The sequence below is a fragment of the Pseudomonas ogarae genome, from assembly GCF_014268695.2.
Taxonomy (GTDB): Bacteria; Pseudomonadota; Gammaproteobacteria; order Pseudomonadales; family Pseudomonadaceae; genus Aquipseudomonas; species Aquipseudomonas kilonensis.
In genome coordinates this window covers 5097897-5114701 of the sequence record NZ_CP077086.1, presented here as the reverse complement: position 1 = coordinate 5114701, position 16805 = coordinate 5097897, and the positions used below count along the sequence as shown (strand labels likewise).

The 16805-nt window shown below is 55.8% G+C and carries 8 protein-coding genes; 5 read left to right on the top strand and 3 right to left on the bottom strand.

Annotation, left to right across the window (positions count from 1 at the left end; genetic code table 11):
* Positions 1–2: 2 nt before the first annotated feature.
* The 4 genes from HU749_RS22400 to HU749_RS22385 all read left to right on the top strand — a co-directional run bounded on the left by HU749_RS22400 (position 3) and on the right by HU749_RS22385 (position 7067).
* Entirely contained in the window at positions 3–734 is a 732-nt protein-coding gene (locus HU749_RS22400; RefSeq protein WP_079305494.1) for an adenosylcobinamide-GDP ribazoletransferase, read from the top strand.
* A 281-nt stretch (positions 735–1015) separates the two neighbouring features.
* Positions 1016–2935, top strand: coding sequence for a hypothetical protein (locus HU749_RS22395; RefSeq protein WP_139381162.1), 1920 nt, complete (start codon positions 1016–1018; stop codon positions 2933–2935).
* Between the two features lie 230 nt (positions 2936–3165).
* The gene (locus tag HU749_RS22390) at positions 3166–5379 is read left to right on the top strand and encodes an autotransporter outer membrane beta-barrel domain-containing protein (protein ID WP_079305498.1); all 2214 of its coding nucleotides are present in this window, start codon (positions 3166–3168) and stop codon (positions 5377–5379) included.
* A 200-nt stretch (positions 5380–5579) separates the two neighbouring features.
* Positions 5580–7067, top strand: coding sequence for a hypothetical protein (locus HU749_RS22385; protein WP_079305500.1), 1488 nt, complete (start codon positions 5580–5582; stop codon positions 7065–7067).
* 245 nt (positions 7068–7312) lie between these two features.
* Here the strand turns inward: HU749_RS22385 and HU749_RS22380 are convergent, their stop codons facing one another.
* The 3 genes from HU749_RS22380 to HU749_RS22370 form a co-directional block, all read right to left on the bottom strand.
* Positions 7313–12361 carry an RHS repeat domain-containing protein gene (locus HU749_RS22380; protein ID WP_217870556.1) on the bottom strand — a complete coding sequence of 1683 codons (5049 nt, stop codon included), beginning with the start codon at positions 12359–12361 and terminating at the stop codon, positions 7313–7315.
* Between the two features lie 60 nt (positions 12362–12421).
* Positions 12422–13420, bottom strand: coding sequence for a hypothetical protein (locus HU749_RS22375; RefSeq protein WP_186652556.1), 999 nt, complete (start codon positions 13418–13420; stop codon positions 12422–12424).
* A 62-nt stretch (positions 13421–13482) separates the two neighbouring features.
* Entirely contained in the window at positions 13483–14166 is a 684-nt protein-coding gene (locus HU749_RS22370) for a hypothetical protein (protein WP_139381200.1), read from the bottom strand.
* A 213-nt stretch (positions 14167–14379) separates the two neighbouring features.
* On the opposite strand from HU749_RS22370, the gene HU749_RS22365 reads away from it, so the two are divergent.
* Complete coding sequence (locus HU749_RS22365) at positions 14380–16755, top strand: hypothetical protein (RefSeq protein WP_141248820.1); 2376 nt, start codon at positions 14380–14382, stop codon at positions 16753–16755.
* Positions 16756–16805: the final 50 nt, after the last annotated feature.

Here is a 16805-nt window from a genome sequence, read left to right as displayed (position 1 = left end):
CGATGCTGCCCTTCTGGATCGCCTTGCAATTTCTCAGCAGCCTGCCGGTGCGCCTGCCCGGCATGCCCGAGCCTGAACAGCTGGGGCGTTCGCTGTTGTTCTATCCGGTGGTGGGGCTGTTGTTCGGTGTTTTGCTGTGGCTGCTCAATGCACTGCTGCTGGGCACGCCATTGCTACTGCACGCCGCGCTGTTGCTGAGCGCGTGGGTGTTGCTCAGCGGTGGCCTGCACCTCGATGGCCTGGCCGACAGCGCCGATGCCTGGCTGGGCGGTTTTGGCGATCGCGAGCGCACGCTGCTGATCATGAAAGACCCGCGCAGTGGGCCGATCGCAGTGATCACCCTGGTATTGGTGCTGCTGCTCAAATTCACCGCGCTGCTGGCGTTGATCGAGCAGGGACAAACGTTGGCCTTGATCGTCGTGCCGGTGCTGGGGCGTGCCGCGTTGCTCGGCCTGTTCCTGACCACGCCGTACGTGCGGGCCGGCGGCTTGGGCCAGGCCCTCGCCGATCATCTGCCCCGCCGTGCCGGTTGGCAGGTGTTGTGGGTGTGTGCGCTGGGGGCCGTGCTGGTGACGGGTTGGGTGGGCGTCGTTGCCCTGCTGGTCGCCTCGGCGGTCTTTATCGGCTTGCGCCAGATGATGCTGCGCAGGCTTAGGGGCTGCACCGGGGATACCGCCGGGGCGTTGCTGGAATTGCTTGAGATGGCGGTGTTGGTGGGGGTGGTGTTGCGCTGATTTTGCCCTGATCTTGTCCCGGCGACCTGTCAACTCTGACAGTATCGCGTCATTGAAAACGCGTGCTTAATTCGCTCAAGGCCTCAGCTATCGAAGTGTCTGCAGATTGTTGTCTCGATCATGTGGCTGAATCTATTCCCGGCCGTGGCCTGCCCATGGCTGAACCTGATTCGAGTCAAGAGTGAGAACAGGCGATGACCCAGGTATACAGAACACGTCAAGGTGCAGAGGCTAGGCACGCTTATGGCCGGGTATTGGCAGAGCGGCAACGTGCCGGGAACATGACCGAGCCCACCATTACCGATGCGATCCCCCGCGATCCAGATGGGCTGCTTCCGAGAATCAAGCTCGATGCCCCGATACGCGTGGAAATTCCAGCGTTTCCATTGGAGCCCGCAATTCCAGACAGGGAGTATTTCACTGAGCTGACGTTGCAGTGGCGACGTGAAAATGAGGTGGAGTTTCAGAACGTCAGCGACATGGAAGTGATCTCGAACATGACGGGTGTCACTTTTCCTCTACGGCGTGAAATTGCCTTGGAAAGATTTGAGGGGCAAGAAGGAAAGTTCTTTTTTCGTTATTACGTCAGGTTGTATTACGGCAACAACGACTATTCAGAAGAAGTACCCATTCGCTTGGATAGAACTCGACCTTACGGTGAGTTTGTCGATCCGTATGATACCCCGCCGTTTATAAGGCTCACTTCGAACCCCATTACAGATGCTACCCTGACGGCTGAAAACGGAGTTGAATGCGAAATTCCGGATTTCAGTGATCCTGATAAATCCCGTATCATCGTTGCGATAGGTTGGGGCAACGCGCCTCCAGACCCTGGTGAAACTATTCTCCCCGCCTACTCTGGACAGTTGCCAGGCTCTCGAAAAATAACCGTTACCCGGGACAAAGTTGAGCGTTTCGGGTCGGGTACCCATTATGTGACCTACGTCCTGGTGGACCCTGCAGGTAATGTAAGCAAGTTATCGCGGGTACAGAATGTGCCGGTGGCCTTGGGTAGGCTGCCAGTCAATCTGAAGCCGCCTACGGTGCCTTTGCACGCTGATTCACTCATCAATCGCGCCGATGCCAATGCCGGTGTCACGGTGGATATTCCCATCTATGACAATCCCGAGCCCGGGGACCAGATCTTTGTCGAGTGGGGCAATTCGCTGTTACTGCCTCGTACAGTGGGGGAGCAGCCGCCGCCGGTCATTTCTATTCCAGTGATCTGGGCCCGTTTAAAGGCCGAGTACAATTCTGCCGCCGGAGGCGTGCAAGTCGTCCCGGTCGGGTACCGGGTCGAGCGTGCGCCGCAGGTAGACTTCAGGCCGAATCCTCGGACGATCGATATCAATGTCGATTTTTCCACGACCGGCCCGATCGATCCTACCGATCCTGATCCCAGTCCGGTCAATCCTCTGCTGGATCTGGTGACCGTCTACAGCGCCTCAGACGACGAAAATGAATTGCCCGAGTCGGAGTTCAATAGGCCAGCAACGGCCAAGTTCGAGGCACCGGATCCGATTGTCGATGGCGATACCTTTACCTTGTACTGGAAGGGGATCGCAGTGGCTGATACGTATGTGTCCGATGGCTCGGACACACCTGGCGATGAAATCAGCATCAATATCACCTGGGACGAAATTCTTGCCGGAGGCGCCGATCCGCAGTTGCCGGTTTACTATGTGATGAGCCATGCCAACTTTCCGAACAATGATTGGGAGTCCGAGATTACCCACGTCAGGGTCGACGCTATTCGGGTGATTCCCAATGCACCGCTCTTCACCGACTTGGGTGGGGACGACTTTCTCAATTGCGGGAAGTTGCGCACCGTCAATGGGGTGATCGGTTATCGCGTGACTATTCCGCCGTCAACCTATCTTGAGCCGGGTGAAACGATCCATTTGCGCTGGCGGGTTTATCAATCGGACGGTACGACCCTTATTCCTTCTGTGAGCAAGGACGACGACCCAACTATTCCGATTGATGCGCAAACAGCGGGCATCCAGTGGTTCATTGAATATGACCGATATGTCCTGCCCAGCGATGCAGTATCGTCGGACCCGATTACCTATGCGCAAATCGACTACACCACACCGGTCAATGGAGCGCCGAAGGACTCGGGAATTACTAAACAAATCATGTCCATTGCCTTGGGGTCACCCGGGGCCACATGCGATCTGACGAATATCCCAACACCTTGAGAGAGCCATTGCTCCGAGACAAAAAATAGTCCCCGGGGCAATGGACGGGCAGTGGGCAGGTGAATGAAAGTAGGTTTAAGGAATAATCCCAAATGACAATAGGATTATTCCTACATAGATCGTCAGATTCAATCTGTAGTCTGCGGCACCTGTTCATTTGTGTCGTACGTAGTTATTGGAAGTTGCCTACGACGCTGGTGTTAAACCGGAATTTCTCAACGGTGCTTGCCATGACTTGTGTAAAACCCTTTGCGTTGCGACCGCTGTCACAGGCCTTGAAGCTTCTCTCCATCACGCCCTTCCTGGTGTTCAGCCAACACACTTTTGCATTGATTATCGATGGCGGCAGCCCGGTGGTGATCGACGGCACCTATGCACCGGACAGCTACACCTTGCGCAATAATGCCCAGCTCACGGCCAATGGGGCCACGACCAATCAGATCCTGGTTCAGAGCGGTTCCCAGCTTGTACTCAATGGCTCGGCGGTCACCGCCACAGGTCTCAATGATGGTGTGCAACTGATGGCGAGCAGCGCGACCATCAACGGCAGCAGCATCACCAGTGGAAATACCGGTCTGTCTGTGGGTTACACCGCGGGCTCAGGCGTGGGCTCCCGGGCCGTGGTTGCCGACAGTGCAATCACCGGTGGCAACATGGGCGTCAGCGTCAGCAGCCTGGGCGTGCTCGAGTTGTCGCGAACCGCTGTCACCGCCGCCAATGCCAGCGGCGTCGGCTTGCAGATGAGCGAAGCCTCCGTCGTAGCACGAGACAGCAATATCAGTGGCGGCATTAACGGTGTCCGGATCATTGCCAGCGGCGCCGAAGTCGCGCCACGTACCCTGGAGCTGGATGGCACCCGCGTCGAAGGTTTGAGCGGCGCGGCGATCGATATCAATGACTTTGGCCAGACTGCGGAAGCGGCGAATATCCTGATCGGGAATGGCTCGACCCTGGTCGGCGGCAATGGCGTATTGCTCAATGTAGCGGGCGGTGCTACGGCCAATGCAACCGTAGATAACAGCGACCTGGTTGGCGATGTGATTGTCGAAGCCGGTAGCACCGGCAATATCACGCTGCAGAATTTCGCCACCCTGACCGGGCGTTTGCAGAATGTCGAGACCCTGGCCCTTAACAGCCAGGGCAAGTGGATCATGGTCGAGGACGGCCAGTTGCAAAACCTGAGCATGGCCGGCGGCTCGGTGCAGTTCGGCCAACCCGGGGAGCATTACCGTCTATCGGTGGAAAACCTCAGCGGCAATGGCAATTTCATCATGCACACCAACTTTGCCACCGGTCAGACCGACTTTCTTGACGTGACCGGCACGGCCACCGGCAGCCATACCCTGGATGTAACCAGCAGCGGCGCCGACCCGCTGTCCGACAAGCAGATCCATGTGGTGCATGCCGCCAGCGGCGACGCCTCGTTTTCGCTGCTCAATGGCCGGGTCGACCTCGGCACCTATTCCTACGACTTGCTTCAGGTCGGCGCCAATGACTGGTACCTGGACGCCGCCAGCAAGGTGATCAGCCCGGGTACTGCCTCGGTATTGGCGCTGTTCGATGCCTCGCGCTCGGCTTGGTACGGTGAGCTGACTACGCTGCGCAGCCGCATGGGTGAAGTGCGCATGAACAATGGCCGCCAGACCGGTGGCTGGATGCGCGCCTATGGCAACCGCTTCGATGTTTCCGCCGATTCCGGCATGGCTTACAAGCAGACCCAGCAAGGCCTGTCCCTGGGGGTCGATACCCCGGTGCCGGCGTTGGGTGATGGCCAGTGGGTGATCGGCCTGTTGGCTGGTTATAGCCGCTCCGACCTGCAAATGAAGCACGGCACCTCGGGTGAGGTCGATAGCTACTATGTTGGCTCCTACGCCACCTGGCTGGACGCCGACACGGGTTACTACTTCGACGGCGTGCTCAAGCTCAACCGCTTCCAGAACAAATCCGATGTCGCCCTCAGCGATGGCGCCAAGGCCAAGGGTCGCTACGACACCCATGGCCTGGGCACTACCCTGGAGTTTGGCCGGCACATCAAGCTCGACGACGGCTACTTTGTCGAACCCTTCGTCCAGGCCGCCGCGCTGGTGGTGCAGGGCAAGGACTATTCACTGGACAACGGCATGAGTGCCGATGGCAGTCGTAGCCACTCGCTGCTGGGTACGGCAGGCGCTACGGTGGGCCGGGATATCAACCTGGGGGGCGGGCAGATTCTACAGCCGTACCTGAAGGCGGCGCTGGTGCATGAATTTGCCAAGAGCAATGAGGTCAAGGTCAACACCACCACCTTTGACAACGACCTGTCGGGCTCGCGCCTGGCCCTGGGCGGCGGGGTGGCGATGAAGGTTTCGGACAAGGTGCAATTGCATGCCGATCTCGACTATAGCCACGGCGACAAGATCAAGCAGCCTTGGGGCGTCAACATTGGCGCGACTTACGCTTGGTAATATAGGTTGCTAATAACAAAGGGTTGGACTTTTCCAGCCCTTTGTTGTTTTTTTCTGGTTGATTTTCTTTGTCAACCTAGTAGTTCTGTTAGTACTCAAGTTACAGAGGGCGGTGTTAAATGTTCTTTATTGTGCCATGGCTCATGGAGCAAGTTGCCCCTCCATCGGCATGATCTTTCCTGCTTGAAGGAGAACAGCAAATGCCTGATAACAATGCTTCCCGTCGGCTCCCAGACAAGCCGATCGTATCAGTACTGCTGTCTGATAGCCCCGATTGGGATGAAAGCGGTTTGTTGCCGGCGGATTTGGCGAATAAACCTCTGAGCGTTGAAATTCTGGCCTGGGTCGATACTGCGTTTCCCGGGCGAAGTTCCTATTTGCGCGTCTATTGGGATAACAGCATTCTGGTTTATGAAAAGGACTGGACCGCGAGCGAATGGGGCAGTGGCAACAGTCCGCCTCCCGCCGATTTGTTTTTCGATATCGAGGCGCAGCATGTCACACATGGCGTACATGAATTGAAATATGAGGTGACGCTATTCAATGGTAATAGTGATCCTTCTCAGATACTGACGATCACCATCGACGAAGTACCGCCATCGTTAGACAGCGATTCCCAACTGCTTATCGACACCGATCATATAACCGAACAATACCTGATCGACAACGGCGATAAGGTACAGGCCGGGGTCCCTGCTTATACCCGCAATGCGCCTGGCGATATCATCACCTGGTACTGGAGCAAGGATCCATTCAACGTGGTGGCGGCCGATGAAGTCGCCTCGAGGACGCTTTATCGCAGTGATAGCGGTCAACCGCTGCCCTTGGATTTTCCCGGCGATATGATCCTGGTCAGGGGGGACGGGGATTTTTATGCGTTTTACCGTCTGCAGGATCGTGCAGGCAACTTCAGCCCTTATTCCACCGCTTATCCTCTGAGGGTGGATGCCACGCCTATTCCGCGTGATTTGCCGTGGCCCCGCGTCGAGAACGCTTCGGGAACCGGGGAGCAGCAGACATTGGCGCCATTGAACTTTTTGTCCGGAGCGGTGGTGGTCATACCCGATACAGCCGTCATTTATCCTCAAGAAAAAGTCTGGGTACAGTGGAGTGAACCTGACAGCGTGGGGCAATACCGAACAGATCGGGAAATATCCGCAGGTTCGCGTCGTTATGAGATTCCCATGAGTTCGATTGCCGCGTATATCGGTAAGACCCTACCGCTGTCTTATAGCGTCATTGACAATAAGGAAAATGAATTACCTTCAGTACCGCGAAGACTGAATATACAAACGATCGCCAGCTCCGACTTCCCTACGGTTCAATGCCAAGGACTCTCCGGTGGGGATCTGAGTCTGCGCAGTGTTCCGGAAACAGGCGCGGAATTGACCCTGGCTCGATGGGTAATGATGACGACGGACCAGTGGATCATGGTCAATATGACGGGAGTCGGTGCGTCGGGGGAGGTTGAATTTACCGCGATCCGCAAGCGCCCGGTGACCCAGCAGGAAGTCAGTTTTGGGGTTGGTCAAAGGAGAGATGTGACGGTATCGAAAACGTTTCTGAGTTCGCTACGACGCCCCGGGTCTTTGACGGGAAAAGTCTACGTCAGTTTCGACGGCGGCCTAACATGGCCACCGCTGGTTTCCCCCAATTTTCCGTCACTGAATCTGAGACTGGTTGACTGAAAAGCGGCATGGAAAAACGCCATCTTTTCGTTGCAAGAACCGAGGCTGTTTGCGCATCAGGGTCGATCCCTTGTTGGCATCAATCCCTGGCTAGGTCGTGTAAAAATCCCATTGATAGATGACGGTGAAGTTCAGCCCCCTTTGGCTTTTTCCCGGGAGATTCATCGTGGGGGGCGATTTGGGGCGAGGAAATCGCGGATGAAAAAACTCCCACAGCGTGAGCTGTGGGAGTCAGGGAGCAAGAGCTATCGCCGTATTCTGGATTGCGTGGCTAGCTCTGCCTGCTTGTTGTAGTCAGCGTTTGGTACTATTCCGCCGGCAGGCGTTGTGCTCCAACCACCCTTAACGTTCGTTGTAGTCTGCGGCGACGAAGGAGGTGCTGGGACGTTGTTTCCCCCCAGCAATGTAGGGTCAGGGGCGGTCCCTACACTTCCAGGTGCAGCCGACTTGGTAGATGTTCCGAGCGATGAGGTGTTTTGAGCGCTTGGAGCGAAGTGATGGATAATGGTTACCCTTCCAGGACGTCCAGGACGTCCACGAGGTCCAGAAGGTCCACGACGTCCAGTAGCTCCAGAAGGTCCACGACGTCCAGTAGCTCCGATGGCTACGGTGGTTCCAGTAGCTCCAGTAGCCACTTGTAACACTCCCGATGCTATCTTCGACGTACCTAAAGCGGTGGCCTTAGATAATTCGGCGGCTGCTTTGGCTGCTTTGGCTGCATTCACAGCGGCAGTTGTCGCATATATCCCAGTCCCTGCAAGCAGTCCGCCGACTACGCCCACTCCACCACCAATGGCAGACCAGGTTTCGTCCTGCTTGATCGTGCCATAAGCCTGTAACCCCACCCCTGCAAACTGCACACCTATCCCGACAATACCGACTACATAGCTGGCGGTCACACCAATGGTAGCCGGGGCGCTCCAAGGCATCGCCACTACCGAGACAACCAGGAACAATGCTGCCAGGCCCAAACCAATCCATTGAGCGATGCCTATGCCGGGGGCCTTGGGTTGTTCGACCGGATCGTTGTAACCTGGGTCTGGGTCTCGATACGGCGTAACACCCTGGGCCCGATGGCCGCTGGGGTCGCGCCAGGCGATCGGGTTACCCTGGCAATAACCGTAGGGGTTCAGACCCCCGACCCCGAAAGGACTGAGGGAGTCGGGGCTATGGAAACGCATCAGCCCCGGGTCATAGGCGCGGTAGCCGCGTCCCAGTAAATACCAGCCGATGACGGCCTCGCGCACCTCCCCGGCAAATGCCAGCAACCCCTTCAGGCCATTGTCCTCACGGCGCTCGCCATAGGCGCTGTATGCGGTGTCGTACAGCCCGTCGACGCGGTTTTCACCTATGACGCTGTTGGCTGCATCGGTCAGCAACAGCATCGCTTGATCGGTGGCTCCTGGTATTTGCTGGCCCAATGCGCGATCACCGTCGTACAAAAACTGGGTCAGCACGTCGTTTTGCAGGGTGTAGCAGAGTTGGTAACCCTGATAGAAGCGCAGGGCCTCCGGTTCGCTGCCGTGACGCACCCCAACCAACTGGTCATGGCCGTCATAGCGGTAGTTGATCAGCGATGTTGCATTGTCAGCACTGCGCACTTCCACCAGACGCCCCAGATTGTCATAGCGCAGCCGCCGGCCTTGTCCGTCGTTGAGCTGATGGCCATCGGCGTCATAGTCAAAAGTTTGCAGCCTGGGGTACGTATCGTGACTATGGCTGACTTCTCTCAACTGGCATTTGTCATCTTCGTCATAGGTGAAGCGAGCATCGTTGCTGCTGTTATCTGTATCGGCAAAAAAGCTGGTGCAACGTTCAATGTTGTCTAGGGCGTCAAAGCGAAACACCTGCTTGGTAATGGCATTGCCGTACTGGTCGGTCGGTAATGCTTCGCCGAAACAGCTGTGTTGGGTCAGGCGGTTACGTGCATCGTATTTGAAGTGTTCCTCCAGCAGCGTCTGGCCGGCTTTTTCCAGGCAACGGCTGCGCAATTGATCGTCGTCCTGCCAGACCAGGGACAATACCCTGTCGGCTTCACCGTCAACCTTCAGGGTGCGCTTGATTTCGCGACCATGTTCGTCGTATTCCAGTTCGGTGACCAGGCGCTGACCGCTGGCCAGGTCCGTGCTGGTGCTGCGTTCGAGAAGGCCGTCGTGGTTGTAGACGAAGTCTGCTTTGAGGCCATGCGGGTCGTCAGGGTTACCCTGGATGATATGCTCCAGTCTGCCCGCAGCATCGTACTGGTACTGCGTCGGCACGGCGCCATCGTCTTCGCGACGCAGTTGTCTGCCTTGCAATGAGGTGTAGTGACGCGTCGTTTGATCGACGCTGTTGCTGTCTCGCCACCGCTCCGAGGCCAGATAACCTTCCAGCGTGTACTCGTAGTCGCATCGACCCTGATCGTTGATGGCCTGGGTGATGGCGGCGCTCAACGGGTCATATTCATAGGTGGACTCGGGGCCTTCGGCCACCTTGATGGCCGAGGGTTGCTGGGTCAGCGGCAGATTGTAGCTGTAGGTCAGTGTCTGGTTTGCGGGCGTGATTCGTTGGTGAATCTGTACATGCCCATCCTGGTAGCGATAGCGCTCGCTACGTTGACCCACCTTGCGTTCGGTCAGGCGTTCAAGATCATCAAACTGCTGTGTGCCGGACACGACAACAGGTTGCGCAGCGTTACCGGGAGTGACCTGCAAGAGCGTGGGTAATTCGCTGATGCTGTAGTCGGCAAAGGCGCGCTCGATACTGTCGCCGTTCGGTAACACGGTACGCAATATGCGGCCCCAGACGTCGTACACGTATTTGGTGGTTCGCTGCAGATATTCCAACTCTTCGCTTTGCGGATCCCTCAGTGTTTCGATCTCTTGAATGCAATTCCCATAGCCGTCGTAGACGTATCCCAAGCTGCCTGCCGTATCGTCCAGGGCATCCAGACGTCGGACCGTATCGGGTTTATCAAACAGGTTGTAATGGGTTTCGCTTCTTTGGGTACGAACATCGGGCCGTTCGGTGTGCGCTTGCCAGGTGCAAATGACCTGTCGGTTGTTGTCGAACCGGCGCTCGCTGACCTGGGCTACGCCGTCGGGATCGGTGGCTCGGCAGACCTCGCCCCAATCGTCATAGGCCAATTGGCTGGTCAAGGGCAAGGGTGTGTCGTCAAGCCAGTCGCAGGTCGTTTCACTGACCTGGCGCCCCAAGGCGTCGTGCAGGGCGGTGTAGGTCTGGCGCCAGACAGGGTTGCCGTTTCTGTCCAACCGTTGGCGTTGTTCTTCGATGATCCGGTTGGCACCATCGAACAACGTTCGGGTCTTGACACCTTTGATGTCGGTTAGCACTTGCTCGGCTTGCTGACCGTCCGCTGACGTCAGGCTGTAGCTGAAATGCTGAGAGGCCTCGACCGGTGTGCCCACCGCCACGCGCTCTTCCAGCAACCGGCCCAAGGCGTCATACCGGTAGGTGGTTTTGACGCCATCGATATCCTCTTGCAGCACGGTTTCGCCGTTGAAGCGGGAGACCTGTGATGTGGTGATCTGTTGGCTGCCGTTGTACCCGGTCAGAGTCTGTACGGTCTGGTGCAATGTTCTGGCCCCCAGCTCCCCATCGACCAGGCTATAGCACCAACTGACGGCGGAGGTTTTCCCCTTGCCATCCTTGTCATAGAGGGTCTCTTCCTGGCGATCCGGGCGACCATGCAGGAAAGGTTTGCCGGGCATCTCGAGATATTGGCGGCTAGTGCTCTGCAATGTTATTTCGGTGGAGTTTACAATTTGCGTCAGATCTTCGTTGCCCACTGCCAGGAAGCCCTCATCCAGGCTTTTCTCCAGCGGCGGCAGTTCTACATAGCGATATCGGGTACGATGGATCGGCGCCTGGCCTTCATGGCCCTCGGCCGGGTACACCGTTTGGCTGCGCAGGTTGCGTACAAAGTCCTGCGGATCGGCGGGACAATGAACGTCACCCTCATCGTCCACGTAACCGCCGACCGGATAGTATTCATACGCAGTGCGGATGCCATTGTGCTGCCGCTCCTCCAGCAGGTTACCGAAGTTGTCGTAAGTGGTGGCCAACGTTTCGCTGCGAGCCTGAGTGACGTCACTGAGGAGTTCCCAGCGCTTCTCCACGGTCTTGGGCAACTGGAAATACGCCGGCTGCTGTTCGAAGTCCCCCTCGATGGTGTGGTAAGTGGTGAGCACCCGCTGCACGCAATCGCCCTGGGTGGTGGTTTCTTCGGTGAGCAGGTGAAAACTGTTGAAGGTACGCTGCACCGTGCGCACCACTGCCCCAGCCACTTTATGCTTGGCGGTGGAGCCGTAGGTGTAGGTGCGGGCGACCTTGTACAGTTGGTCCAGGCCGTTGCTCTCCCAATTGATGTTGGTGCCGTTACCGATGAAGTTTTCCAGGGTGTACTCGTAGCACACTTCCATCGGTGGTTGCTCGAAGCCGGGAAAGAGCTGATGACGGGTGACCCTTGGCAGGTTCCCCCGCCCACTGTTGCCCGGGTAGGGATGACCCGAGTCGAGGTACTCGATGGCTTCACGCCCGCCGACCGGTGTCTTGACCTCCTTGATGCAGTTCAGGCCGCGCACCTCCTGGTAATCGAAGCGCCAACTGGCACGCTCCTCGGTGGGCAGGATAATCTCGGCCACTTGACGCTTGGGATTGAGCCTGAGCTCGAAGCGCGCCAGCGGCGTGCCACTTGGGCCAGCCTCGGGGTGCAGGAGAACCTCGACCTGTGTGTGGTCGTCGGAGCGGTTGATCTGCAGCAGTTTGCCCAAATCATCGCTGATCGATGCCAGGCGTTGGCCGCCGTTGAAGCCAACGTAAGCCAGATCGACCTTGTGCCCGGAGGGGGCATGGATCTGCACGGGCAAGGCCACCTCCTTATCGCCGCTGCCGCCGACCCTCAGGGTTTCGATCAAACCGGCTTTGTGCACGACCCGATAGACATCGTTGCCATCGTTGAAGAAGTGGAAGCTGTCGAGTTTCTTTTCCTGGATCCTGGGCGTGGTGCCGCTGCCGGTGACCTTGAAGGTTTCGCCGGTGGACAGGGCAAGGATGCTGTCGTGGGGCGTGAACTGGGACAGGTTGAAATTCCAACCGACGCCGAATCCTGAATCCAGGGTGTTGAGTGGGTTGAACACCAGCTTCAGCGGTACAGCGGGGCCGCAGAGGGCGTTGGACTTGAGTTCCGGCAAGTCGATGGCAATGGTGTACTGACCGGTGCGCGGGTCGACACTGGCGGAGAGGAAACTCATGAAGTTGAAAGCGTTGGATTGGACCACATAAGACGTTGTCATGGCGGCTTACCCAGGTCGAGTCAAAAAAGGCCGTCTGCCACACAGTCGGCCGTCGAATGCTCATTGCAAGGTGGCGCAGCGATAGCGGGTATAACCGTTTTCGTCGCCAGTGTGCCTCCTGCCGATGAGAAACTGGTCTGCAGGGCAGTGGAACTCGGAATTGCTTTCACTCATCGAACCGCCCCACTCGTGGGGCGTGACCGTCAGGTTTCTGCCGGCATGGGAGGCCGTTGCGCATTCATAACGGGTGTTGCCGTTTTCGTCCTTGTAATGCCCGCGACCGGTCATGATTCTGTTATTTGGACAGACGAAATAAATTCCGTCGGATTCTGTCAAGGGAGCAGCCCACACTTTGTCCTGTACAGCAACACTCGCCCCGGACTGAACGGCCGTGGCACATTCATAACGCGTGTTGCCACTTTCATCCCGATTGTGTTGGCGTCCGGTCATGATGGTGTCGGTAGGGCAACTGAACGCATGGAGGTCTTCTGAAGCGAAAGGGGACCATGAACGATCACGGTCAGTCGCTGCCGGTGGCCAGGGAGTATCGAATGCTCTTGAGGCCACCAGTTTGATACAGGACAGATTGTCGCGAACCTCACCCCCCACTTTTTCGTAGCTGTCCTCCATCATAAGGCCGGGACCAATAATGGTATTTGGCTTGTACGTCAGTAAATAAGTGATCTCATTAATACCGACAGTCGTTGCTTTCTTGGTGGTTTTGAGTTTTATCCAAAATCTCTGGTCTAACTCGGTGGTGTTTTCGGAGCACCAGCCATCATCACTCATGAAAATTCTAAGTGCAGAAGGGAGTTGAATGAACTCAATGGAACGTGTCAAGAAGCTTCTACATTTTGTGCCGGGCACCATTAGTTCGTACCGATAAGTTAAACCGCTGCCCGCTGCAGGCACATCCAACGTGCAAGTGTCTTGCTCCTTATCGCGAAGAATGATCTGGGCGCCGTCGTTAGGAGGTGGTGAACCGGCCATCACTGCATGGGTTGAAATTAGACTAAAAAATAAAGTGAGGGCGTAAGCGGAGAAATGAGTGTGCATCATTTTATATGCTCGAGGTCAGATGGAAAGACGCAGCGGTAGGCTGTCGAGTTCTGCACGCTTGCCTAATAGAGTGTCGCACATTGGTATTGGGTCCATCCGTTTTCATCGTCCCTGTGGCCACGACCGGTCATGACAGTACCCGAGGGGCAGGTATAACTACTGTCCGATTCTTTTATATCGTCTGTCCAAGAGCGGTTGCCAACTTGCATTGGGTCGCCCCAGGCATCAGTGACGGTCCCGCAGAAATACCACGTCGGTCCATGTTCATCATAATAGTGGCCACGACCGGTCATAACCTCATTAGTAGGGCAGGCAAACTTATATTCTACGAATTCATCATCATATTTTGCTGTGTGTTCGGGTTTTGTATTGACGCTCAGCGGTGTATCATTTTGATTAAGGCTGGCGCACTTATGTCGGGTATTGCCGTTTTCATCCTCGTCGTGTTCACGTCCCACCATGACTTTGTTTGGGGCACACTTGATGTACCCTAGCCCATCTCCGCCTTCGTATGTCTTGCTCTCCGATATTGACGATGACCAACTGCTGTCGGGTGTTACGATGGTCGATGCTTTAGTTTCAGCAGCGCTCGCATGTGCGCGGCTGAACAAGAGCATCATAACCAATGCCACCATGAAAAAATGATGGTCGTCGACTGTTGATTTTATCCGTGCTGATAAACGGCTCATGATGTTTACCCTCAAGTGAATATCGCAGTAAAGCCAACGGTAAACATAAATACTCATGTTGCCTACCTAGCAGAACTGCTAGGTAGACGCATGCAGGAAAGACAAATCCTTCTAGCCTAGCCGACTTGCCAAGTTATCGAAACCTAGCAGTTCTGTTAGTGGGCATTGTTGTGCGATGAGGGCTATAACAGGCTTATCTGGTTTTTGGGGCAAATTGTTTCGGTGGCTTACGGTCGCTTCGATATTATCAATGTCTTGTGAGGGGGCGTCATGTCTGGAGAATCAGTTGCCGCATTCGTTGCCTGGCTGGAAAAGAAGCCTCGAACCATGGGGTGGGATGCCATTCTGGCGTACGACCAAAGTAAAACCAATACACTGTTACTTCAGGAGTACTTTCAACGATTTGACAGTGGTCATTACTTTGAACCACTCACGTTTCTTGTAGAGTATTCATCGGCCCATTGGGACTATTTATACGACTATATTCTCGATGCGCCCCGGTTGTCGTTCGAAACATCGGACATAACGGCTTCTGAAGCGACCCTGACCATGCGTATTGTCGGGGGGACGCAACTGACCCTCAATCAAGGGGTAGGCGAGCGAGTCAAAGCGGTCTCCCTGATAAGTTTGGCGGACGCGCTGAATGGTCCTTTGCTGCGTATGACCATTCAATTGCGAGATAAACCAGGCACGATTGATACCCTCGGTCGCGTAACATTGGACCTTTCAAAAGGGACGAAATTGTATGTCACTGTCGGCGACAGCATGGAGCAGGATCAGATCGCAGGTGAAAAATTCCAGAAGAAATTCGACGCCTGGGAGGATGATCAGAAAGTATTCGAATTGAATACTTTGACGCGTGATCCCTCCGATCTGCTCCAGCCCGAAAAATTTTACATTCGAACCCATCCGGCGCCAGGCGGCGATGTTCTTAATGCGCCCAATTTTGGCGAGGGCGAGGTGTTGGTCTTTATCCAGATGAAGGGGGGAGCGCCTGATGACGACGTCGCCATTCCGCCCTCGAATGCCGGGATGCACTATTTGATTCCCGAGGGTGAGGGGAGCGAGCCACTGTCGGCGACGATCCTGTTGGGCAACCATTTCTTGCTCAAGAACATCGTTGCCGATGGGTTCAAACGCATTAGTGAGGCACCTGTCGAGGTGGTTTCAGATGGTGTGGAAGGAGAACATATCCAGTCATTGACCCCCGCGGGAGGGGCCCGCAGGGCGACCGTGGCTGACCAGGCCGGCATTCCTGATATCAAGAACTTTGCTTTGCCATCCGGGCTCACGTTGCCGTTTTCTCAAAAAGACGGGGCTGAGGTGGTCTGTGAGTTCTTCGCAAGAATAAACAGGGACATCCTGGTATTACGTTGGGAAGGAAAACAACCGACCCCAGTTAACGTAGTGACCGTGGCTAATCAAACGATTCCTGGGACCGTCACGGTAAAGTGGCGCTGGCAGCAAAGCTTCAAGTTCTCCACGGCGGCGGATGGCCAATTGTCGTTGAAGCCGGAGACGGCGGCGCAGAATCTGAAAATTTGCAAAGTATCGCCCGATGACTTCATCGGTAAGCCGCAGGTCGAACCGCACTTGGGGCCGATTCTTGACCGTATCGAGTCGTTACTCAGGGAGCAGTTGGACAATAGCTACAGGCTTTTCACCTCTACGGTCCTCGAGATCAATGCCTTTCGGCTCAATGGCCTGCTATTCCGTACGCAGAACGCGGTGCTGCCGACTTCCGGGTACTTTACGGGTGATCTGGCGTTGCTTGGCAAGGTTGCACCGAGTCTGACCAATTTTGTCATTGATCCGCCCGAACCGGTCATCGGGCCTCAAGGGACTGTTTCATTTAGCGCCAAGCCTGCGGCGACTGGATTGGTCTGGAATGTCATGAATTTGCCAGATGAAACGGGTGACCCCGGCACGATCGATAGCAGTACTGGCGTTTACGTCGCCCCTCGTGACACCAACATCACCGGTTACCAGAAACGCGTACTTGTTATGGCCCGGGCAGGCAATGGCAATAGCAGCAGGGCGTTGGTGAGTATTGTCAAACGAGACATAAGCATCGATCCGCTGGTGTTCGTGGCGACGGCAAGGTCCGAGGGCGAGGAGGTATCGGGCCACAAAATGTCTGCTGCTGCGTTGGATAGCGCCGAACTGGGCTGGAGGCTGGCTAGCGGGTCGACTGCCGATATCCAGGAAGAGCCTGAGCCGACACCAGGGCTTGTCAATCAGAAGCGCTTCATTCCGCCTGTTCGTCAGGGGAATGTCGCCGTTACGCTTGAAAGTATTGAGGTATCCTGCCTGTCTGGCGGTCCGGTACAAAAGACTATCGCCGTGGTAATACATCAACCCTCTACTTATTTTTTTAGAACAGAAAAAGTCACTAATTCTTTGTTGTTGAAGTTTTTTTACCTGAACAAGGAGGGAGACGAAGTTCGGGTGCCACTTCATGAAACTACCTTCACGAAACTGTATGGCGAAGGTTTGCTTTCACATGATGGTCGTTATGACCCACCTACCAGCCCAACCACTAAATTTGCGGTCTTGATGGCGGAAAGAGAGGATGACGAAGAGTGGAAGTTTGCCTACTTGATTGTGCCGTTACCGCTTGTCAATGTACAGGATATCAGACCATAGCAAAGTGATAGGTATTGGTAGCGCGTCTTGATGAGCGCGTCACCTGGAAA